Below are 23,288 nucleotides of genomic sequence, written 5' to 3'. Positions count from 1 at the left end.
TTTTTAGTATGGCTGCAAAAGTATGCACCAGTTGCTATACATTTGTGTGCAGTATACTAAGGTATAGCGCTATCATCGGGAATAGCACCCACAACATGAAAGAGGAATACGTCTGCAACTTCAGTTGCCCAACCGATCTGAAATACATTCAGGACACCTTGTATGTAATCAGCGGTAAATGGAAAGTATTGATCATCGTATCGCTAAGCAGCGGCCACAAGCGCTACCGGGAAATTGCCAAAAGCATCCCGAATATTACGTTCAGGATGCTTTCAAAAGAGTTGAAGGAATTGGAAATGAATAAGTTGGTAACCAGAACGGTACATAATGAAACGCCCGTCCTCATCGAATATGAAATCACGGAGTATTGCAAAACGCTCTGGCCAATGCTGAGCGAAATGATTAGCTGGGCGAAGCATCATAGAACCGTGATCTAGTTCTTCCTGGGCTGAAAGACCTTTAAAGGGCCATTATTGACCGAGACCACAATCAGCCGCTGGGCAGGGCTGTTGACTCCAACGATGAATTTGCAATCGCCATCCGCCAGAAAACCGCTTTGCGGAAACAATAATGGCTGAAATCCGCCTTTTCCGTCGCCTTTCAGCACGAGTCCCGTCATCGCATCGTATTGTCCGGCCACCGACTCGGCATCATACGCGTTTCCGACCGCCAGCACGTCGAGATGACCGTCCTGATTGATGTCTTCCACCAGCAAACTCTGGATGGGTGCCCACTGAGCAAGCGCAGGCAAGGGTTGAAGCCGGAAACTGCCGCCGGTATTTTCGAGGAATACACTTTGCTGCCAGCAAGCCTGCAAAACCGTGCTGATTTTTTGTCGCTCGGGCGTCAGCAGGTCGGTGACTTTGGCTTTGGCGTAGAGGGCGTAATTCGTGAACTGCTTTTTGATGAGGGGCAACTGGCGACCCAGCTCGTCGCGGGACGCAATCGGATATTCGATGCCGTCTAAATAATAGGTGGCGATGGCATCGAGCCGACCGTTATTGTCGTAATCACCCGCGTAGATGCGCATCGGCTGGCTGGGCGACACCCGGTAGCGGCTGTTCAGCCCCAGATTGCCAATCACAAAATCAAGATCGCCATCGTGGTCGAAATCACCGGAACGAATGCAATTCCAGAACCCTTCCGAGCCTTTCAGTGCCTCCAGCGACAAGGGCACGAGTCGGCCCCGGTTATTTTTGAAAACCGTAATCGGCATCATTTCACCCACCACCACCAGATCCGGCCACGAATCGCGGTCGATGTCGGCCCAAACCGCATCGGTCACCATACCGACGTTCCGCAGGTTGGGTGCCAGCTCATCCGTTGCATTCCGAAAGCGCCCGCCGTCGTTGATCAATACGTAGCTTTCGCCGGGCAGAGGATATTGCAACGCCTTCAGTCGCCCACCCCGGAACAGGTCGAGGTCACCGTCTTTGTCCACATCAACCGCCAGCACACACGAACCACTGTGCCGGATGGCCGGTAATCGGTCGGTGGCTGCCGTAAATTTGCCTTTTCCGTCGTTGAGATACAGCCGGTCCTGGTAATACTCGGAACCGTCGTAATACTCGTTGGAGCCGCTGACAATGTACAAATCCTTATCGCCATCGCCATCCGCGTCGAACAGCAGCGCCCCAACATCCTCCTCGTCTTTCGGCTGCGATTCATCGGTGTACGGTTTTTCGATAAACCGCCCTGCCGACGTCTGGATCAGCAATTTTCCGTAATGCCGGAACGAACCGCCCACGAACAGATCTTCCAGACCGTCGCCGTTAACATCGCCTGCCGCCAGTTTCGGGCCTTGTTGCGAGAGTTTGTGCGGCAAAAGCGGTTCCTGGTTGTAATCCAGATACGACTCTTCCTGGTGCGTCAGCCTTATTCCAGATGCCTGGGTTACGTCGGTCAGCAGCGTGACCGGGCGGATTTCCGGTTGCCGGGCGGTTTGGGTAGCTTGACGGTAATCCAACGATACCAGCCGGTCGATGCCCGGTTTTTTGAGCGTCTGCAATTTGCCATCCGGCCACACAATCCGCAGGGAATCAACGGTTTTTGCGGCACCCAAACCAAAGTGAATAATGTAATCGACTGACGATTGATAGCCCCGCGTAACGGCCTGATGATGCGTTTGCGTCAATCCGTTGTTGTAGAGTGTCACATCCGCCCCCAGTCCGAACCGGTTCTGTTTCGGGCCTTGTAATTTCAGTTGCAGGTAATGCGAGTTGGCGGTCGCGTTTTGTAGGATGTAGGCGTCCTGGTTGATGTTGTTGACAATCAAATCCAGATCACCGTCGCGGTCGAGATCGGCGTAGGCTGACCCATTCGACAGGGATGTTTCCGAGCCGAACCAGGTGGCGGTCACATCATCAAAGGTCAGATCGCGACGGTTTCGGAAAAACCGGTTGGCCTTTTTGATGCTCGGCATTTTGGGTGCGCCCTGCCGCAGATACGCATTAATTTCTTCGGGCGTGCGGTTTCCCTGCGCGAAGGAATCGTTGAACGATACAAAATCCAGATCGGTAATGTCGCGCAGATAGCCATTCGTGATGACCAGATCCCGCCAGCCGTCGTTGTCCAGATCGGCCAGCAAAGGCGACCAGCTCCAGTCGGTGGACGAAACCCCGGCGAACTGCCCAATTTCGGAGAAAACGATCCGGCCGTCGGCGGCTTTTCCGCCGTTCACCTGCAGCATATTGCGCATAAACTGCGGGTGATAGCCCTGGCGGGTGATGCTTTCAAACTGCTGATAGTTAGCGGCCCCCGCCATTTTTTTACGCTGCTCGTTGTCGGCGGGCAGCATGTCGGCTACGACCAGATCCGGTAAGCCGTCGTTGTTGATGTCGGCAGCATCGCAGCCCATCGAAAACTGGCTGTGGTGCTTGAAATACGATTTACTGACTTCGCTGAAGGTCCCGTTCCGGTTGTTGACGTACAGAAAATCGTTCGCCAGAAAGTCGTTGGCGACGTAAATGTCCTCCCAGCCGTCCTGATTGAAATCCGAAACCGTCAGCCCCAACCCGAAACCGTCGTGCAGAATACCGGCCGCTTTGGTCACGTCCGTAAACCGGGGTCCCGATGCCTTCGAATCGTTGCGAAACAGCTTGTCGTTGGCCAGCCCGGAACCGTCGGCAATGACCGGCGTCACCTGGTTGGGATTGCGAACCAGATTCGTACTGGTCAGCAAAAAAACGTCCAGATCACCGTCCTTGTCGTAATCAAAAAACGTAGCCTGATTGGTGTAACTGGTATCGTCCAGACCGTAGCGTTCGGCGCTTTCTTCAAACTGAAAATTCCCTTTGTTGATGTAGAGCTGATTTTTCCGGCGGCTTCCGGCGTAATTCCCGGACTTACAAACGTAAATATCCAGCAGCCCGTCGGCATTCACATCGGCCATCGTGACCCCAGTCGACCAGCCGCCTTTCTGAATACCGGCCTTGTCCGTCACGTCCTCGAAGGTGGGCGAATCCGAACCGGGTTTGGTGGTGTTCCAATACATCCGGTCGCCCACCTGATTGCCGGTGAAATACAAATCGGGCAGGTTGTCGTTGTTCAAATCACCGACCGCGACGCCCCCGCCGTTGTAGACATAATAATAATCGACCAGATTAAAGGAGTCGTTTTCGGTAATGGAATTCTGGAAATGGACGCCGGTTTGTGAAGCGGGCAAGGTGGTAAAGAGCGTCTTCGGCTTTTGCTCGCAGGCCAGGATGCACAGGAAAACCGGCAAGAGGAATAGGTACTTCATACAGGCAAGGTCGCTAAAAAACAGAAATCAAAAAAGGGCTCGTGAAAGCCCTCTTTGATTGATCAAATTTTGCCCCTAAATCCCCTAAAGGGGACTTTCGTCCTGGAGAATCTGTGTACAAGTCTCCTTTAGGGGATTTAAGGGCAACTAACTATTACTGCCACACCGGGTTTTGCGTTACGTTCGGATTTCCCTGCATTTCTTTCAGCGGGAGTGGAAGCACGTAATCCCGTGGTTTGAGGGTCCGGCCCACTTTGTATTTCGTAATATAGTGGTTGATTCGCTCACCCAGGTAATCAGGCTGTCCGCCCGGTTTGCTTTTGCGACGCAATTCCGGATACATGACCTGCTCAAAGACGAACTCCTGCTCGCGCTCTTTGATGATCGCATCCCGCAACGCCGACTGGCTCAAACCGCTCAGGGCCGTCAGACCGGCACGAGCACGTACCTTATTGATTCCCATGAACTTGTCGCCCGCATTGCTTTCATTACAGGCTTCGGAATGACCCAGTAGAATGTCCGCCAGCCGGATGTAGATGGTGTTCTTTTCGGTATTGTTGTAGTTAATACCCAGTTCCACCAGCTTGCCCGCCCAGGCTTTGCCAAAAACCAGTTGATTAGGGTCCGCCGGATTCGCATCGGCCTTGACAATACCGCCAAACCGGGAAAGGTTGAAATCCGCTGTTGGGCTCCACTTCACAACCGGATATTGCCCGTTGACTTTGCCCAGGCGGCCCGTTGGATATGATTCGATGAACGTGGCATCGATGCGTTTGTCCTTGCTGTCGTACGAAGCCCGGAATTCCTGCGTCGCGCTCAGCCAGCTCCAGCCTGCACCACCCAGTTCGCTCGGATAATCTTCCGGATTGAAGTGGGCTGAATGCACATTCCACTCGCTGGCGTTGGCGGCTGCCGAAACCTGGCCTTCAAAAATCCGTTCGCCCTGGTTTTCGTGGGCCAGATCGAAGTTATACCCGAAGTTTTCGTACAACTGCAAACCGCTGTTGTTGATAATGTCTTCGGCGGTGGTTTTGGCGTCGGCCCATTTTTCATCCCAAAGCTGGGCTTTCATCAGGATCGATTTGGCGGCCCATTTCGTCGCCCGTCCGGCGTTGGCACCGGTGTAGGCTGCGGGCAATGCTTCAGCCGCGGCTTTGGCATCGGCGTAAATCTGGTCGATGACCGCCCGTTTTCCACCCGCGTTCGACGGCAATTCACTAATGCCCTTGGTCGATTTGGTCGTCAGCGGAGGATTGTCAAAATAACTCAGCAAACCGTAGTAATAGAACGCCCGCAGAAACTGCGCTTCGGCCTTCAGGCGTTTTACCAGGGCGTCGTTGGATGGATCTTTCATCGCATCGGCGGTTTCGATCACCGCATTGGCGCGGTTGATGGAACGGTAACTGATTGACCAGTAAGCCTCAATGTACTCATCGGCCGAGCTGACGTTCCCCAGGTTGTATTGCAGCGGGCCTTTTTCCCAGCCGATCTGGTCGCCCGTCAAACACTCAAACACGTAGCGGTCATAGAAATAACCGGAATAGCCGGAGTTCAGATCGTCGTAAATACCGTTGACGCCCAGTTCCAGTTCCGTAGCCGATTTATAAAACGTGTCGGGATTGATAAAGTCGGGGTTTTCCTTGAGATCCGAGCAACCGAGGCCCGTGGCCAGGACCGACAGCATCAGCAGGGATTTGACTTTGGAAGAAATAATCAGGTTCATGTCTCTTTAAAGATTGTAGGGTTAGCGAATTACAGACCAAGATTGACTCCCACCGTAAACATCCGGGCGCGGGGATACGCGTCGTAGTCATCGCCCCGGTTCAGGTTGTTCTGGCCCTGGTTGTTCACTTCCGGATCGAATCCTTTGTATTTCGTAATCAGGAACAGGTTCTGACCGCTGGCGTAGATCCGGGCCGACCGGATGTATTTGGTATTCAGCGGCAGGTTATACCCCAGCGCCAGGTTTTGCAACCGAACAAAAGATCCGTCCTGAATGAAGAACGACGACCGGCGGAAGGAGATGAAATCCCGGCGACCATCGATCACGGGCCGGCTGGCACCCGTGTTGGTCGGCGTCCACGAATCCGTCAGGATGTCGCCAATCTGGTTGATTTTCTGAACCCCATCGCCCATTTCCGACTGTTGCAGGTTCCGTACATCGTTGCCATGAACACCCCGGAAGAAGATCGACAGGTCGAAATTTTTAAACTTGACACTGGAATTCAGTCCCCAGGTAAATTTCGGGTTTGGATTGCCCATCACCACGTAATCATCGGCGGTATATTTTCCGTCGCCGTTCACGTCTTCGTATTTCGGATAGCCCGCGCGGGCGGCAAAGGTCTTGCCTTCGTCGTCAGTTTGAAACAGTCCGACGTATTTGTAGCCTTTCCAGACGCCGATCGGATTTCCGGCTTCTACCCAGCTACCAAAAACGCCCAAGTGGCCGCTGGTGCTGTTGGCGAAGAAGGGCGTACTTTGGCCCAAATTGGTAATCTCATTCCGCAACACCGAAATATTACCGCTCACATCCCATTTAAACGCGGCATTGTTAACGATTTTGTAGTTCGTGGAAAACTCAACACCCTTGTTAGTCAGCGATCCGGAGTTCAACATGATGGTGCTGAAACCGGTGCTCTGCGGAATGGAAACATCCAGCAACAGATCCGTGGTTTTGTTGCTGAACACGTCGAAGGTCATCGAAAGGCGGTTGTTCAGCAGGGACAGATCCAGACCGAGGTTCAGCATCGCCGTGCTTTCCCATTTCAGGTTGGGGTTCGCAATCCGGTTGGGGCCATAGCCCGCAGCCAGGCTACCGCCGAACACATAATTGTAGGTCGACAAACCACCCAAAGATCGGTAAACCGGGATTTGTGAATTCCCCGTCAGACCGTAGCTGGCCCGGATTTTAACGTCATCAAACACATTTTTCAGAGCCGAGTTCTGGAAGAAATCTTCGTTTACCAGACGCCAGCCAACAGCCGCTGAAGGGAACGTGGCCCATTTGTTGCTCGGGCCAAACCGGGACGAACCATCGCGCCGGAACGTTACCGTAAACAGGTAGCGGTCTTTCAGATTGTAGTTCACCCGGCCCAGCAACGATTGCAGGGCCCAGTCCTGACGCCCGGAATTGGGAATCTGCGGTTTGCTACCGTTTTGCATGTTAACCGACTCCGGATCGTCCGAGGGCAGTCCGCGCGTCGACGCCGAGTTGAACAGGTTGCTCTCCTGCTGGTAGGTATATCCCAGTGTTACGTCGAGGTTATGGCCCGGCCGGATTTGCTTGTTGTAGCTCAGAATGTTTTCGTTCAGGATGCTGCTGACGTTGCGGTTGGCCCGTTCCAGTTGCCGGCCATACTGCCGACCGGTGAAAGTGTAGTTGTTGTAGAACGTGTTACGGGTCGCATTCACGACATCAGCGCCCAGGCTGGTCCGGAATTTCAGCCCCTCAATGATGTTGAAGGTCAGCGCCGTGGTTCCGAATAACCGGTTGATGTTATCCCGGTCGTAGCCTTCCTGAGCTTCCGCCAGGGGGTTGATGTTGAAGCGCTGATCGTAGCTGGGGTAATTGTAATTGCCATTCTGGTCATACACCGCGACGGTTGGGTCCAGGCCCAGTGCCGTAATGATGATTCCGCCCGGGCCGCCCCGATCCGTTGCCACGTTGCTGCTTCCTGTCCGGTTATACGACCAGCTATTGCTGAGTGTGGCCCGGCCGTTGAGAAAATCATTGTCGAGGTTCAGCCGAAAACCGTACCGTTTGAAAAATGTATTCTTGACAATTCCCTTGTTATCCAGATAGTTGGCAACGAAAGCATACCGCATGGCCTTGTTTCCGCCGGTAAACGAAAGCTGGTGGTTAGACAGTGCGCCGGTTTGCGTAATCGCATTCAGCCAGTTGGTGCCCTCGCCGATCTGGCTGATTTGCGCGTCGGTAAACCGAGGGCTGCCGCCCTGGCTTCGTTCCAGAAGGTTCAGATACCGGGCGTAATCGCTGCCGTTCAACACTTCAATGGGCCTTGCAATTTGCTGGAACGAGTACGATCCTTCGTAATCGACCCGGCTCTGGCCTTCTTTCCCGCGTTTGGTCGTAATCAGAACCACCCCGTTCGAACCCCGCGACCCGTAAATCGAGGTGGCGGAGGCATCTTTCAGAATTTCGATGGATTCAATTTCGTTGGGGTTGATGGTGGCCATCGCGTTGCTCGATTGCCGGTTCCCCGCGGTTCCCATCGCGCCATTGTCGGGATACATCGGAAAACCGTCGATGACATACAGCGGCTCACTTCCGCTGTTGATGGAGTTGGCACCCCGCACACGAATGGAAATCCCACCGCCCGGAGCCGCCGAACTCTGGGTCACCTGAACGCCAGGTGCCCGCGACTGAATGGCCTGATCGACCGAAACCACCGGCATTTCCTTGATGGCATCGGCCTTGATGGTCGAAACCGAACCGGTCAGGTCACTTTTCTTCACCGTACCGTAGCCCACCACCACTACTTCTTCCAGACTGCGGGTGTCGGTCAGCATTTTGATGGTCAGGCTGGTGCGGTTGCCAACAACGGCTTCCTGAGTCACATAGCCCACGTAGCTGAATACGAGCGTTTCGTTGGGGCTGGCATTCAGTTGAAACCCGCCAGAAGCATCAGTTGTCGTGCCCCGGGTCGTGCCCTTTATGGTAATCGTAGCACCCGGTATGCCATCGTTTTGCTCACCAACCACCTTGCCCGTAATCAGGCTCTGGGCAAAAGTGGTCAGTGTAAGGCAAACCAATACCAGGGTTGTTTGCAGACACCGTATAGAATGATTCATACGTAAGAAAGGATTAAGGGTTTAGTTGATTAGTCAGAATTAGCCGATTGAATTGATGGTAGGCACAATAAAATCCAAATCATTATTTGCTAAATTCCATAACTACAAAGATTAAAGGCTTCGACGCCTAAATCAATAGAGAGAATTTCGATTAAGATGGATAATTTTATGAAATCAGTGTGCGGTGAAGGTATCTTCCAGTTCTTCCAGCGTTTTTCCTTTGGTTTCGCGCACATTTCGGCGGACAAACCAGAATCCGACGAGACAGATTACCGCGTAAAGCCCGAAAGGTCCGTATGTCCCGAGCTGTTCGGCCAGAATGGGAAAGGTGAAAACCAGAATGAAGTAGGCACCCCACAACGCCAGAATCGCGACCGACGACGCCAGTCCACGGACCCGGTTGGGAAAAATCTCCGAGATCAAAACCCAGGTGATGGGTGCCAGGGAGGTTGCGTAAACGCTGATTGCCAGCAGCACAAAGACCGACAGCAAACCCGACGATGCACCGGTTTTCAGGAGCACTGCAATCACCACATACAACACCGCCAGCCCCAGGGTTCCGATGAGCATCAGCGGTTTTCGGCCCAGTTTATCCACCTGCCACATGGCCACCAGCGTGAACACCAGATTGACGATTCCGATGGCTACGGTTTCGAACAACTGCCGGTCGAGATTGGCTCCCACGGTCTCGAAAATCGTGGAGGTATAATTGAAAACCACATTGATTCCGCACAATTGCTGCAGCACCGCCAGGCCAATGCCGACAATCACCGCCGGGCGAACGCCCTGCTCCAGCAGCATGGACAACGACGGTTTTTCGGCTCCTTCCATTGACCGATTGATGGCAGTAACGGTCTGTTTTACAAAGGATTCTCCACCAATCCGACGCAAAATCGTTTCGCCTTCCTGCACCCGTCCTTTCTGTACCAGCCACCGTGGACTTTCGGGTAACCAGAACACGCCCAGCAAAAAACCGGCGGATGGCACCGCCCCCAGCCCGAACATCCACCGCCAGGCATCGGGGCCGTTATCAGCCAATGCGTAGTTAACCAGATTGGTGATCAGAATCCCGATAACGATGGTCAACTGGTTGATGGACACATTCCGGCCCCGGACTTCGGCGGGCGAAATTTCGGCAATGTAGAGCGGACTCAGCGTCGACGCCATCCCGACCCCGATCCCGGCCACGAAGCGCATGGTGATGAAAACCGGTAAGGTGGAGGAGAAGGCCATGCCCAGCGAAGAGAGCGCAAAAATGAGGGCCGCCACCATCAGGCCGGGCTTACGACCGTAGCGGTCGGCGAGGTTACCAGCCAGCACGCAGCCCAGCATACAGCCCAATGCCAGCGAACCGGTTAGAAATCCCTCCCACCAGGCTGTGAGCCCGAAATAGCCCCGCAGAAACGGCAGCGTCCCCGAAATCACGGCAAAATCAAAGCCAAACAGATACCCGCCCAGGGCCGAAATGAAGGCGATTCCAAAAATATAGTTGGCGTTAAGCCCGGTTTTTGCCATGGTGGTTTTGTTAAAGTATTCGGGTAATTTTTAGAAAAAAAGCGATACAGATGCGTATTTTTACAAACCATTCCTGACCCATACCTAGATAATATTGCGACATGATCAAAAAGAAAGAAGGCTTTGCCGGACAACGCAGTTATGTGTTGCCGGGCGAGTTAAAAAAACTGATTGCCGTTCATCCGCTTTGTGAGTCGTTGTACATCACCGATATCGGGTATTATCCGAAAGCCGCTTTCCATGACCGCGAACGCCGGAAAGGAAGCCCGCAGCATATTCTGATCTACTGCGTTCAGGGGGAAGGCTGGTACGTCCTCAACGACCGTAAACACCTTGTCAAACCCAATCAGGCCTTTATCCTGCCCGCTGACCTCGCCCACCGCTACGGAACCGACGCCCAAAATCCCTGGACCATCTACTGGCTGCATTTTACCGGTTCCAACGCGCATCATTTTTTGCAGTTTTTAAAGCAGGATACCGATCCTTCCCCGGTAACCGTGTCGCCCCAGCCCGAACGGTTTCAACTTTTCGACGACATTCTGTCGCACGTTGAAATGTCGTATAACATGGACAATATTGTGTATGCCAACAGCAGTCTGTCGCGGTTTCTGGCCACGTTCAACAATGCGGTTTATAACCCCAACCAGTTTGCCCAACCCGAAAATGACCCGATCAGCCGAACCATCGCGTTCATGAAAGAAAACCTGAGCAAGAACCTGACGCTGGAAGACCTGGCGCAGATTGCGGGTATGTCGGCGTCGCATTATTCGGCGGTTTTTCGGACCAAAGTCCAAAGTGCGCCCATCAATTTCTTCACCTTTTTAAAGATTCAGGAATCCTGCCGTTTACTTGAAAACACGCAATTGCGCATCAAGGAAGTCGCCTATCAGATCGGGTACAGCGACCCGTACCACTTCAGCCGGGTTTTTGCCCACGTCATGGGCGTGTCTCCGCGCGACTTCCGCAAACTCCGGAAATCCTAACCCGAAACGACCTGTGTGGTTAGAAAATCGACCATTTTTCGGTGCAAAGCTGCGCCCTGGTGGTTGCGATCACTCGCCAGAACGGCATCAAAACTACTTAAGGCCCGGTCGATATGTCCATTTCCCAAACCCAGGTGACCAAGGCCCATCAGGTACTGACAACCGATGCGGTTTCGTTCGTTCAGATCGGCATCAAAGACCAGTAAATCGGGGAGCGATACCGCGAAATAATCGATCTTGATGGCGTCGTTCAGGTGCGTTTCTCCGTACTGAATCAGCATCTTGAAGAGCTTTTCGGCCCGGTCGTTCTGCCCCAGTTTTTTCCAGGCCAGTCCCTGATAAAACAGTTTGTCCGGTTGCTGATCGTTGTAGAAAACCGCCTGTACCGGCGCATCCAAACCGACTGATGCCCGTTCAAAATACGATCGGGCGGTTTGCGTTTCGCCCATCGCTTCGCAGGCCAAGCCTTTCAAATAGAAAATATCAGGCTCCTGCACGCCATACAGTTTGCCTTCGCCCAGATTGACCGGATAGGTTTCAGCGGCCGTCAGTAAAGTCAGAGCCTCCGAATAATCCGCATTTTGCAACGCCTGTTTCGCCAGTTCGATGTGGCAAATCAGGTACTGACTCACCACTTTGCCTTCGCCCCCCTCCCACGGATGAAATTGCCGGGTGGCCAGCAAATCACGGGCTTTTTCATACGCGCCGAGCTGATTATACAGCGTGATTCGCTCTAAAGACAGGTCATCGCGCTCTTCGGTTGTATCAAGATGTTTTTCCAGTAGTGCCAGCCGCTCTTCGTGCGGGTAATTCAGCTTTTTATACAACTGATCCAACTCCATCAGTACCCGCGCATCGGCGGTATCCAGCGCAAAGGCGATTTCCAGAGACGCCAGTGCTTTGTCGGCCCGTTGCTGTTTGTTGTAATACGCCAAAGAGAGATTCCGGTGCACGGTGGGAAAGGTATTATCGAAATTCACGGACCGCTCCCAGGCGTCGATGGCTTCTTCATATTGCCGGTTGCCATACCAGAAATTGCCCAGAAAATACCAGGCATGGGCGTGATTAATCGGCTGATTATCCGGTTTTTGCAAAACCGCCCATTGCAAAACCATCAATTCTTCCAGCCGGTTGGGGAACACAAAGTCAGGACTGGCTTCGGTGGCTTTTTTGAGATGATCGTGAGCGGTTTCGGTTTGGCCCAACTGCGTGTTGAAAAAGGCCAGAAAGTAATACACCATCGGATAAACTGCTTTTCCAGTTTTCAGCAATTCCGAGAGCAGTTGAATGGCTTCGTCGTATAAACCGGCCCGGCTGTAATCCAGCGCGTAGTCCAGGTAGGTATGGACGTTGTAGCGCATCAGGTCGTTAAGCTGGCTCCGCGTCTGGGCCGCAGCCGTTGCGTCGTCGGTTTGCAAGAGGAGCGATTTTTCGAACAGACAGCCGAAATGAAACCGGTCGATCGCCAGGGTGTCGTTGATGAGTTGCAAAGCCTCGTGGGTTCGCCCGGTTTTCCGCAGCAAAGCGACTTTTAAATGCCGCGCCGAATGCCCGTGCCAGTTACGCGCCAGTGAACGCTCGACCAGTTCGAGGGCCTGGGTATAGGTTTTCCGCCGGGTGGCAATGCGAGCCAGTTCCAGAAAGCTGGTGTCCTGCCAGGCGGCATTCCAGGTGGCTTTGAAAAACGCGTCGAAGGCTTCGTCATACCGCCCCACCCCCTGCAAACACAGGCCGAGGTTGTAATACGGTTCGCCGTCGTACGGATTCGGATTTCGCTGGATCAGTGTCTGAATGGCTTGCCTGAAATACGGTTCCGCTTTGGCGAACTGACCGCGTTTCATATGCCAAAGCCCCAGGGCGTTGTTGCACCGCACATCCTTCGGATCACGGCGCAGGGCTTCTTCGTAATAATCGGTGGCAACATAGGTTGCGTGGCGGTATTGCTCGATGTGTAACCCCGTCAGATACAACTGCTCGTTGTTTTCCACCTCGGCGGGGTCCAGAGCGGCCTGCGCCGGTTCCGGAATAACCGTTGTCTCCGCTACTTCGTCGGGCTGGTAAGCGACCAGTTCCAGGCCGTCAGCGGTTTCGACGCTCAGGCGGAATACCCCTATATCCCCTGAAGGGGACTCGGACGCAAAATCCTCCGGATGCAAAAGGTCCCCTTTAGGGGATATAGGGGCAAAAAGCGGGATTTCATGCAGAAACGGTTTTTCCGGCGAAAGCTCAATCCGTTGTTCAAAAACCACGTTTCCATTTTTTGTCAATCGAATGACGGCCCCGGCGTACACGGCGGTGGCATACGCGCTGATCTGGACGGTTTTATATGTAAGTTCCAGATTGACAGCGGCTTCCTTCGTAGCGTTTTTGACGATGCCGATTTCGCTGTACGGCATGAAGTACTGCACAAACGTCCGTTCTTCATTGGGCATGATCCACGAAAAATCGGGTTGGTTGTCCGTAAAAACGCCGGTCATCAGCTCGATATACGGCCCGTCTTCGTCGGTCAGGTTGCGATCCCAGGCGTAGCCAAACTCGCCGTTGCCCCAGGTCCACTGCTTTTTACCGGGCGACAAATGGTGATTGGCTACATGCAGCAAACCGCCCCGGCTGTCGTGTTCGTAGCCGCCCATAAAATCATACTTCGACGCCACGGCCATGTAAGACGTTGGGACCGGAATGTTCTTGTACCGCGAAATATCCGTTCCCGGTGAATAATCCACTTTGTAGTAGGTCCCGGTGGCAATCGGAAACGAGGAAACATCCCGTTTTCCATGGTCGAAAACCGCATACACATCCGGCGGAAAAACCGACTGGTAGTGATCATTCACTTTGACGGCCGGATTCGTCCACCACAAAAAAGTCTGCGGAACGGGCGTGCGGTTGTACAGCACGCCCTGAATTTCGAGGTAGGCTTTATCAGGATGCAGCCGAAAACCGGCCATGCCTTTGGTGTGAAACATCCGCTCCACTTCGCTGACCCACACGGTTTTGGAGCCGTCGGGATGCGCTTCGGTCGTATAATCCACCGGCTCAAACGTGCTGGGGCGGTGGTGCTGCGGCCAGTTGAACTCGATACCGCCCGAAATCCACGGCCCTGTCAGCCCGACCAGTGCGGGTTTGATCACCTGGTTGTAATAGACGAAATGACGGTTTTTGATTTTATCGTAAGCCATCTGAATCCGTCCGCCCAACTGGGGCAACACCATGATTTTCAGGTAGCGGTTTTCCAGAAAAACCGCCTGGTAGGTCCGGTCCTCCTTGTGATCGTCGATCTTTTCGATCACGGCATGGGGATACACCACCCCGCTGCTGCCCTGATACACCCGTTTTTCCAGAAACATCGGATTTTTTTCGGGTGCGCCGACACCATACGTGGGAATCACAACCGATTCTTCCCACACAGTTACTTCCTGCAAAGCCATAAAGATGCTTGTATATAAAAACGGACCAGTTTTTAATGTTTTTAGAACTTTCGCTTGTTGCCCCTAAATCCCCTAAAGGACGGTCGGCCGCTGCCGGACTTTTAGCATCCAGAGGGTTCCGCGTCCAAGTCCCCTTTAGGGGATTTAGGGGCAATTTGTGAACACAATTTGAGTATCATACCTAAGTTCTAGTTCTTTAAGCTCGGACTAAGCAGAGACGTTTCGGCCTGAAACAACTGGTTTACCTGATCGAGTGCCAGCTCGTTCGCGGGCTTAAACTGGCTGCTGTTCATGTAGTTCAGCAGGCTGTATTTCAACTGCCGGGCGGACGGGCGTTTGGCCAGATCACTTTCCAGATCGATGCTGCACACCAGCAGTTTTCCTTTGCCAACCCGGCCTTCGAAGGCCAGCGACAACCGGCGGTTTTCAAACCAGGTATCGATCGGCTGAATCAGCGGACGGAGGTTTTTCGGAAAACCGTTCAGAATGACGGTTTGCGAATGACTGACCAGATCCTGCCACTGGTAGTTGCTGCTGGCTTCGGTCGGGAAGCTGGCAAACAGCGGATGAGCCGGGTTGCAAACCAGACCGAGCGTGTGCGGAGCCTGCCCTTTGGTCCAGGACGTATTCCAGAAAACACTCGAAAACCCAATCTCCACTTCAGCCCCTTTGCCTTTTTTGACGTGTCCGTAGGGCAACAGCAACACGTTCGCGCCGTTCTGCAATTGATTGACAACATCCGGCGTTAACGTATGAGCAACAATAACTTTGCCCGTAGCCGCATCGGCATCAACGCCCGCCGGATAGACCCAGAAATTCCAGGAATTCGTACTCTCAGCCCCTTTCAACGCGACTTTCAACGTAAGCATCTCCGGTTTTTTGAAACCCGCCAGCGGCAATTGAATGGTTCCGACCGACTGGAGGTTATCAATTGCTATCTTGTCTTTGGTCAGCGAACCACTTCGTTTTACTTTACCGGCTGCATCGAGCACCTGCCAGAGCACGGTTTGGTTGGTCAACTCGCCCGCGCCAAAGTGGGCGATTTCCACAGCGGCCTGTAACGTTTCATTGTTTTCATACACGAGCTTTTCCATGCGGGCCAGCAAAACCGTTGGGCTGCAAAACGTGCGGTATTCCTCAGGGGTGGTGTAGCCTTTGGATTCCCAGAAAACATCCAGCGCGCCCACCAGCGCGGTGCCCTGTCCCGGAAAATCGTGTAACCCCAGCAACTGAAAACCGGCAAAACCGGGCGTGCGCAGGGCCGCTTCGATATCGGCTTTATAGCAAAGCGTCTGCAAACGACCCGACGAATGCAGAAAGGCTTCGGCCTGATCGCCCATGCCGTTGGCTTCGAGCGTTTCCTTGAAAATTTCAAAATTTTTCGCCCGCACCACGCCGGTGTATTTAGCGATCTCCTTGAAATTCGGATAAACGCACCACTGCCCGATTTCATGGCTGACGTAGGGTGCCGTAGCGGTTTTGGTGATCTCGCGCCAGTCGTAACTGGTTTTGGGCGTTCCCGCGTTGATGATGCTTTTCACGCCCTCGCCCCACCGCTGAATCCGGGCGTCGGAATGAATATGAAACTGGTTTTCAGGAATCATCGGCCAGCCCGCGCCACTGGTGTAGAGTCGGCGGTTGTCTTTTTGCTTGAAATGATCGACCCAGCGACCCAGAAACTCGTTCTGCTCGGGTCCGGCTGGTTCATTGCCGTAGGACATCATGCAAAACGACGGGTGATTGCCGTACGCTTTCAGAATGCGTTCCGATTCCTGGTAAATGAAATCGTCGATTACGCCACCGGTGCCGACGGCACTGCTCTGGTTGGCCCACAGCGGGCTTTCCACGTACAGATACACGCCAAGCCGGTCGGCCACGTCAAATGCCGCTTCGGGCGGACACCACGAGTGAAAGCGCAGATGATTCAGGCCGTAACTTTTGGCGGTTTTCATGATTTTTTCCCAGTACGGTTCCGCCGTTGGCGGATAGCCCGTCAGCGGGAAGGTGGCGCATTCGACATCGCCCCGCAGAAAAATCGGGCGACCGTTGATGGCCAGTCGCGTTCCGCTCGTACTCATTTCGCGCATGCCAAACGTCACCTCCCGTTCCGATAGCAACTCGCCCTGATCGCTGACCAGCCGAACGTGCAATTTGTACAGGTTGGGGTTAAACTCGTCCCAGCGTTGCGGATTCGGTATGGCATACGTTGGGTTTACCGTGGTTTCTTCGCCGGTGAACCGAACGGCCTGCGTGAATTCCGGCAAGGCCGCGCCATTTTTTTGCAAACTCCGGGCCTGTAGAATCAGCTTCCCCTGAAATTCCTGGTGCCGGGGCTGGCGAAGCGCCATCGTCACTTTGATCGATTGAGTTGCCAGATTTGGAAAGGCTTGAACGTCTTCAATATACGTTGGTGCTTCGGCGGTTACCGACAAATCACCGACCAACCCATTCCAGTTGGTTTGCGTATGATCGGCAACGCTGTGCGAATTGGGGCCAATGTGCAGTTTATACCGGTTGTCGACCCGAATAGCGATGGTATTAGTGCCCGGTCGAAGGTGTTTGGTCAGGTCGAACTGATGGGGAGCCACGAGGGAGTTGCGGGTGCCGCAGAACTGGCCATTAACGTATACCATTGTTTCCCAATGGCAGCGTTCCAGGTTCAGCGTCATGCGTTTTTTGGCCCAGTTGGCGGGAATTTCAATCTGGCGTCGATACCAGGCCGGTCCGGCGTAATACTTGACGGATTGAAGCCAGAACGGTATTTTGATGGGATTCTCGCGGTATTTTTTGTAGCTGTCCGCGAAAAAATACGTGCTGTCGATGACATCGCCGACCCAGGGTGTTTGCAGGGTAATGTCATTCCCCTTTCCGTTTTCCGTTAAAGAACCCGGTAGCTTCACCCGATCGGGGTAGGTTCCCTGCCACCAGTGTTCCCGTAAACCCAGATCGGCGGGGTCTAAACGGAGTTGCCACTCCCCGGCGAGCGAAAGTTTGGATTGACTGACGGCTTGTGTAGAATTGGCAAGCCAGCTTCCGATGGAAAGGATAAAAATGAATAGCCCCCTTTTTTGCATTGTGAACCCGATCAGGCGGTTTATGATCAGCCGTGATCTACCTAATCGTCATGCAAAAAACACAAATTCATATAAAATAAACCATAGAGTTTATTTGGGAAAAGATGGATAATTTAACGGAAATTCCAGAGCCCTTCAATCAAGGACTTTCGCTTTCTGCCCCGTTCCCCTAAAGGGGACTTCTAGCATCCGGAGAATTCGCGTCCAAGTCCCCTTTAGGGGAACGGGGCAGAAAGCGAAAGAATTATCAGGTGTAAGTCCTAAATAAATTAAACGAAAAGGTCAGGCATTTCACGAAACAAAGCAACTAGAATTTGGGGCAGGAAAGCTGCTTGCGAGCTTTGCGGTTTTTCGGTTTGCCCGCAGGAAAATTCTCGAAGGTATACGACAGCGAAATTTCGTGGGCACCCCCGCTGCCCGGTCCGAGCGAGGAAATGGTGGCGTCGTAGCTATAGCCAATCGAAAAATTGTCCTGACGAAAACCGGCCAACACAATCAGTGATTCGCGGTTGGTGACACTCGGAGCGTATTTTTTCAACGGTAAACCACGGTACCAAAGCCCGACCACCATGGGCGAATAGGTCATGTAAACACCCAGATCCAGTTGGTCGTACTTGCCCTGATACCGGTAGTTAATCGCGGGGGATATCGTTTTCTCACGATCCCACTCGTCGCCCAGGCCGGTGAAACCCGCGAAGGGAATTCGCAGACCCGCGTGGACGCTCCCTTTCATCGGAAGACGGCTTTCGTCGCTCAGGACAAAAACGCCCTGATTGGGTCGCCCCAGGTGGTGAGCCGCCACGCCGATCCAGTACCAGTCGGAATACAGCAAACCGCCGGTTGAAAAATCCAGGTACGAAAGGGTTGGCGAGCCGTTGGAAACCACGGGGTCAGTGGTGGGATTGCCGGTGAAGCCGCCGTTGTTATATTGATCGCCAAAAGTCAAGCCAAACCAGTTGATCGAGCGGTTTACGTAGGAGCCCTGAACGCCCAGCCGCACGAACGTTTGTTCGGCCAATTGAATCTGGTAGGAATATTGCAAGCCAATGTCGGTGGAACGGATGCGCCCCTGACCCTGGTTATCGCTTTGCAGCATCAGGCCAACCCCGCTGTTGTAACGGTCGAAATAGTGATCGACGCTCACCATGGACGTGACGTAATTGGTCACGGCGGGCCATTGGTTCCGGTAGTTGACCGTTACCCGTGGCGCCAGGGCTGAACCGGCAAAAGCCGGGTTTAAGTACATGGGAGCCGCATAGAACTGCGAAAACTGCGGATCCTGCGCCCAAACCGTTCCGGCGATCAGCAAGCCAAAGAGGAGAAGAAGGTAACGTTTTAACATAACTGTATCTTTAGTGCAAACAACTTGCCAAACTGGTTCCGGGAAAACACTAAAACATAAACGTTTTTTTACCGTAAAATTGCACTTGACCGCCTAGATAAAGGTAGTGGTAACGGATGAAACGGATGAATGGAGTCCTATAAAATTTTTATAGCTGCCGTTTCGTTTACAATAACGTACTGCCGACCTTCACTGTTATGTTCACAGCCACTGGGAAAACCGGCAACCTACTTGATTTTATTAGCAGCGAATGACAACCTATACAGGAATGGTACGGCGGTTGGGATGGATGCTTCTGTGTTGGGGGCTGTTTGCCGGAATGGCCCGGGCGCAGTCGGGCATTAAGGTGAGCGGCAAGCTTTGTATTCCGGATCCATCGTGCGAGAATGGCCCCGCCGTAATGTTTGCAGATACCGTGCCGAATGTGCGCTCCCGGGCGTGGGATTTTGGCGACCCCTCTACCGCTGCGGACACTTCCACGGCGGCAAAACCGAGTTATGCCTATAGAAACCCCGGAGCTTATACAGTTTCGTTGACCCGAACACTGCAGAATGGGTCAACACTGCGCACGGATACGACGATCACAATCGGCGTCCCTCCTACCCAGTTTCAGAACTGGCGGACGGACACCATGCTTTGTAATGGTCAGAAAATCACGCTTGATCCGTATCCCAACGGCGCACCAGCCGGTGCCAGTTACCTCTGGTATCCCAAAGGCGACACGACGCGGACCATTCAGGTCGATAGCGCGGGGTGTTATTCGGTGGAAGTCTGGATTGGTACACAGGCGGATAAACAGAAAGTCTGCTCGGTGGAAGACCGGATCAATGTGCAGGTCTGCGGACAGCGGCCGCAGCAGCAGGGTGCCAAGTGGTATTTCGGGAACAATGCCGGGATCGACTTCTCCGGCGGAAGTCCCAGCCCGCTCGACGACGGGAAACTCAACACCATCGAGGGTTCGTCGTCGATCTCCAACACCAAAGGACAACTTCTGTTTTACACCGGCGGGGTGTTGATTTACGACAAAAACGGTAATCTGATGAAACCGCTTAACCCGGCAGATACCGCCCAGTTGCAGGGGAGCCAGACCTCGACGCAGTCGGCCCTGATTGTGCCACAACCCACCTGTAAAGGCTGCGAGTACCTCTACCGGGTGTATACAACCTCCGAAATCAACGGGAAAAAGATCCTGAGTGTCAGTACCGTCGATATGCGGTATAACCAGGGAACCGGTGCCATTATTGAAAAAAATACGCTGGTCGATTCCCTGACGACGGAACGGCTGGCGTCAGTCCGAAACGACCGCGACACGACCTATTGGGTCATTTCCCACGATTACGGCAACAACAAATTTCAGGTCTACCACGTGACCAAAGCCGGGGTTGAAGGGCCGGAAGAATATGCCCTCGGGATGCCCCACGACACGACGACAAAGGGCGAAGGGTACATGAAAATTGGTCCGGCGGATACGACCGGCAACGGAAACCGCCCCATCGCGGTGGTGGTGCCCGGTCCACCCACCAACTACGTCGAAGTGTTTACCTTCAATGATTCGACCGGAGTCATGACGGCCGGGCCTGCCATCAACATTGGCCCCGCCCCGCCCAAAGCCTACGGGGTCGAGTTTTCGCCGGATGGGTCGAAACTCTACGTTTCGTTACAGGGCGATACGGCCAATGCGTCCCAGATTCTGATTTATGACCTCACGAATCCGGACCCGGCGGCCATTGAAGCGTCCAAAACCGTGCTGGACAGTACGAAAAGCCGACAGTACGGGGCCTTGCAAATTGGCTCCGACGGAAAAATTTACGTGGCGATCAAGGATGGTACCAGCCTGGGCGTGATCGACAACCCGAACGACGAACTGCTGGCCCCCGCCACCTTCGACCCCAATGGACTCAATTTGAATGGACCAACCAGCCAGTTGGGTTTGCCCAACATGGTGGCCAACTTCAACGAGCCGTCCAACTCACCCGGTTTTTCGTATGCCGACACCTGCGCCGGTTCGCCCACACAGTTTACGGTGACGCCCATGTGTCCGCCGTTGAAGGATAATTATACCTGGAATTGGGGTGACAACAGTGCGCCCTTTAGCTCCACGGCCACACAGGCTACACACACCTACAATGAACCGGGCGTGTATTCGGTTAGTCTGCGGATCGTAACCATGCGGTCGGATGGCGGGATTTGCAAGGACACGGTTATTACGCAGGATGTAACCATCGTTCGGACGCCTGACCCGATCAATCTGGGGCCGGACATTGACAGTTGCAAGAATATGGTGACGCTGGATGCCAAAGTGGAGGCCAGTGTCTACATCTGGATTCGAAACGGGCGATTGATACGAGGGTATAATGAACGAACGTTACCCGTGACCGTGCCCGGATCGCCGGGTTATAACGGTATTCCTCCGGGACGGTTTATTGTCATTGCGGCCAATGGCGGTTGTTTTTCGAGTGATACCATCAACGTGACGTTGCGCCGACCGCCCAATTTCACACTGGGTCCCGACACTACGCTCTGTCTGAACAGTTCCCTGACGCTGACCGCCCGGGGCAATGCCTGGAACAGTTTCCGGTGGAGCAACGGAACCACCGAACGGGCCACGACGATTACCCAGGCTGGTACGTATTCCGTCATTGTTCGGGATGTGAACGGCTGCGAGAATACCGATACCGTCGCGGTGGTCGCTTTACCCAAACCGGTCGTTACGGCTTTCATGACTCCTCCCACGGGTTGTACGACCACCGACGGCAGCATCCGGCTCAGCGTTGGGTCGGCCACGGTTCGGCGGTTTGAATGGCGTTCTGGCGGGCAACCGCTTAGTGATACGACTGCGCTGTTGCAAGGCATCCGGGACGGCGAATATACCGTTCGAATTATCAGCGACAACGCCTGTACGGTCGATACGACCTTGACGCTGCGATCCAACAACAGCATTGAGGTTCAGGCCAATCCGCAGACCGCTTTGTGTACGGTTCCACAGAGTGGCTCGATTCGACTTACGATTGTGCGGGGACGACCAACCGAGTTTATCTGGCGGGATGCCAATGGTGCGGTGGTAGGCAACGGGTCTGGTCTGACGGGCATCAACGGTGGGATTTACAGCCTTGAAGCCCGCGATACCGGGGGCTGTCTGGATACCCTGAACAACATCCGGGTTCCGGTCGACACCACCGGTTTTGTTTCATTAGGGCCTGATCGGGGCAAATGCATTGGCGATACGATCCAGCTGTCGACGCTGGTGCGGGCGCCCGGCGACGTTTACCTCTGGAACAGTGGTCAGACTACCCCCTCGATCAATGTAACGACGGCTGGTCCCTACCGCCTGACGGTTCGCAACTCGATCACGGGTTGCCGGGGTTCCGACGAAGTGGTGGTTACCTTCAACGCAAAACCGGTGGTGGAAGCCGGGCTTCCGCAGGAAATATGCGCCAATTCGCCCAGTTTTACACTCAGTGGCGCAACGCCCCTGGGGGGCTTCTGGACGGGCCGGGGCGTCGACAGTACCGGGCGTTTCACCCCCGCCGATAGTCTGGCGGGCCCTAACCCCATCGTGCTGACCTATTCGGCTTCTCAGGGCGGTTGCGTGGCCTTCGATCGCAAGATTGTTTTCGTTCAGGTTCCGCCCACGGTGAGACTGGGGCCCGATACGACGCTCTGCCCATCACCGACACTGCGGCTGGCAGTAACCGCGTCGGCGGGGGCTACGTATCGGTGGTCGACGGGGGCCACCACGTCGTCAATTCAACCTACCACATCCGGCAGTTACTCCGTCGTGGCGACATCCGGAGCCTGTACGGCGACTGATGAGGTGAAACTGACCTTTTTGCCATTACCGACTTTCGATCTGACGCGGGAGGTGCCGCTGTGCGTCGGCGATCAGGGACGGGCGGTTTTGCAGGTATCCGGAAACAGCACGCTGACGTATTTCTGGCCCCATTCCGGCGATTCAACGCCCCGAATTACCGTTCTTGAAGTAGGCCGTTATGCCGTTCGGGTAACGGGCGCCAATGGCTGTGCCGCGGTAGATACGGCGGTGGTGGTGGACAAATGTGAACCCCGGGTTGTGCTCCCCGATGCCTTTACGCCGAATGGTGACGGTAACAATGATTTGCTGGATGTTTTTACGGCTTACGTAACGGATTTTGAACTTCGGGTCTTTAACCGCTGGGGCGAAGTGATTTTTGTTTCCAATGATCCGGAGCAAAAATGGGATGGCAATTACCGGGGCCAGGCCTATCCGTCGATGGTGTATGCCTACACCGTAAACTTCAAAAGTCTCTATTATCCGGAGCGGCCAAAAGTGCTGAAACGCGGTTCAATTCTGCTGGTTCGATAGTGAAAATATGCCCGAAATTCTGTATATTTGAATGAAAACAACGCCCGTTTAAG

General features: G+C 53.9%; 10 protein-coding genes. 3 read left to right on the top strand and 7 right to left on the bottom strand.

Going from position 1 to position 23,288, the window contains the following annotated elements; translation table 11 throughout:
• Nucleotides 1–95: 95 nt before the first annotated feature.
• A complete protein-coding gene (locus F0P93_RS15535; protein ID WP_150877397.1) occupies nt 96–437 on the top strand; it encodes a winged helix-turn-helix transcriptional regulator in 342 nt (113 codons plus the stop codon).
• On the opposite strand, the gene F0P93_RS15530 is transcribed toward F0P93_RS15535, so the two are convergent.
• The 4 genes from F0P93_RS15530 to F0P93_RS15515 form a co-directional block, all read right to left on the bottom strand.
• Nucleotides 434–3,742 carry a VCBS repeat-containing protein gene (locus tag F0P93_RS15530; protein ID WP_150877394.1) on the bottom strand — a complete coding sequence of 1,103 codons (3,309 nt, stop codon included), beginning with the start codon at nt 3,740–3,742 and terminating at the stop codon, nt 434–436. The genes F0P93_RS15535 and F0P93_RS15530 overlap by 4 nt on opposite strands.
• A gap of 154 nt (nt 3,743–3,896) precedes the next feature.
• On the bottom strand, nt 3,897–5,465 hold the full coding sequence (locus F0P93_RS15525; RefSeq protein WP_150877392.1) for a RagB/SusD family nutrient uptake outer membrane protein: 1,569 nt from the start codon (nt 5,463–5,465) through the stop codon (nt 3,897–3,899).
• A 29-nt stretch (nt 5,466–5,494) separates the two neighbouring features.
• Nucleotides 5,495–8,554: a SusC/RagA family TonB-linked outer membrane protein gene (locus F0P93_RS15520; protein ID WP_150877390.1), complete on the bottom strand. Its 3,060-nt coding sequence runs from the start codon at nt 8,552–8,554 to the stop codon at nt 5,495–5,497.
• A gap of 174 nt (nt 8,555–8,728) precedes the next feature.
• Nucleotides 8,729–10,069 (bottom strand): sugar porter family MFS transporter, encoded by a 1,341-nt coding sequence (locus F0P93_RS15515; protein ID WP_150877388.1) that lies wholly within the window; start codon nt 10,067–10,069, stop codon nt 8,729–8,731.
• A 101-nt stretch (nt 10,070–10,170) separates the two neighbouring features.
• Between F0P93_RS15515 and F0P93_RS15510 the strand changes: the two genes are divergently transcribed.
• Nucleotides 10,171–11,052, top strand: a complete 882-nt coding sequence (locus tag F0P93_RS15510) for an AraC family transcriptional regulator (protein WP_150877386.1) — start codon at nt 10,171–10,173, stop codon at nt 11,050–11,052.
• On the opposite strand, the gene F0P93_RS15505 is transcribed toward F0P93_RS15510, so the two are convergent.
• The 3 genes from F0P93_RS15505 to F0P93_RS15495 form a co-directional block, all read right to left on the bottom strand.
• On the bottom strand, nt 11,049–14,477 hold the full coding sequence (locus tag F0P93_RS15505) for a DUF5107 domain-containing protein (protein WP_150877384.1): 3,429 nt from the start codon (nt 14,475–14,477) through the stop codon (nt 11,049–11,051). The genes F0P93_RS15510 and F0P93_RS15505 overlap by 4 nt on opposite strands.
• A 188-nt stretch (nt 14,478–14,665) precedes the next feature.
• A complete protein-coding gene (locus F0P93_RS15500; RefSeq protein WP_150877382.1) occupies nt 14,666–17,551 on the bottom strand; it encodes a DUF8487 domain-containing protein in 2,886 nt (961 codons plus the stop codon).
• A gap of 307 nt (nt 17,552–17,858) precedes the next feature.
• On the bottom strand, nt 17,859–18,893 hold the full coding sequence (locus F0P93_RS15495) for a PorP/SprF family type IX secretion system membrane protein (protein WP_150877380.1): 1,035 nt from the start codon (nt 18,891–18,893) through the stop codon (nt 17,859–17,861).
• Nucleotides 18,894–19,143: 250 nt separating this feature from the next.
• Here F0P93_RS15495 and F0P93_RS15490 point away from each other — a divergent pair, with 250 nt between their 5' ends.
• Nucleotides 19,144–23,235, top strand: a complete 4,092-nt coding sequence (locus F0P93_RS15490) for a PKD domain-containing protein (protein ID WP_150877378.1) — start codon at nt 19,144–19,146, stop codon at nt 23,233–23,235.
• Nucleotides 23,236–23,288: the final 53 nt, after the last annotated feature.

Source organism: Larkinella humicola, assembly GCF_008727875.1.
GTDB lineage: Bacteria > Bacteroidota > Bacteroidia > Cytophagales > Spirosomataceae > Larkinella > Larkinella humicola.
Note: the sequence above shows the minus strand (reverse complement) of the source record. Positions and strands in the feature narration are given on the sequence as shown.

Excerpts from the sequence above, each read along its gene's own strand:
- F0P93_RS15535 (WP_150877397.1), top strand. The coding sequence starts at position 96 with ATGAAAGAGGAATACGTCTGCAACTTCAGTTGCCCAACCGATCTGAAA.
- F0P93_RS15530 (WP_150877394.1), bottom strand. The coding sequence starts at position 3,742 with ATGAAGTACCTATTCCTCTTGCCGGTTTTCCTGTGCATCCTGGCCTGC.
- F0P93_RS15525 (WP_150877392.1), bottom strand. The coding sequence starts at position 5,465 with ATGAACCTGATTATTTCTTCCAAAGTCAAATCCCTGCTGATGCTGTCG.
- F0P93_RS15520 (WP_150877390.1), bottom strand. The coding sequence starts at position 8,554 with ATGAATCATTCTATACGGTGTCTGCAAACAACCCTGGTATTGGTTTGC.
- F0P93_RS15515 (WP_150877388.1), bottom strand. The coding sequence starts at position 10,069 with ATGGCAAAAACCGGGCTTAACGCCAACTATATTTTTGGAATCGCCTTC.
- F0P93_RS15510 (WP_150877386.1), top strand. The coding sequence starts at position 10,171 with ATGATCAAAAAGAAAGAAGGCTTTGCCGGACAACGCAGTTATGTGTTG.
- F0P93_RS15505 (WP_150877384.1), bottom strand. The coding sequence starts at position 14,477 with ATGGCTTTGCAGGAAGTAACTGTGTGGGAAGAATCGGTTGTGATTCCC.
- F0P93_RS15500 (WP_150877382.1), bottom strand. The coding sequence starts at position 17,551 with ATGCAAAAAAGGGGGCTATTCATTTTTATCCTTTCCATCGGAAGCTGG.
- F0P93_RS15495 (WP_150877380.1), bottom strand. The coding sequence starts at position 18,893 with ATGTTAAAACGTTACCTTCTTCTCCTCTTTGGCTTGCTGATCGCCGGA.
- F0P93_RS15490 (WP_150877378.1), top strand. The coding sequence starts at position 19,144 with ATGACAACCTATACAGGAATGGTACGGCGGTTGGGATGGATGCTTCTG.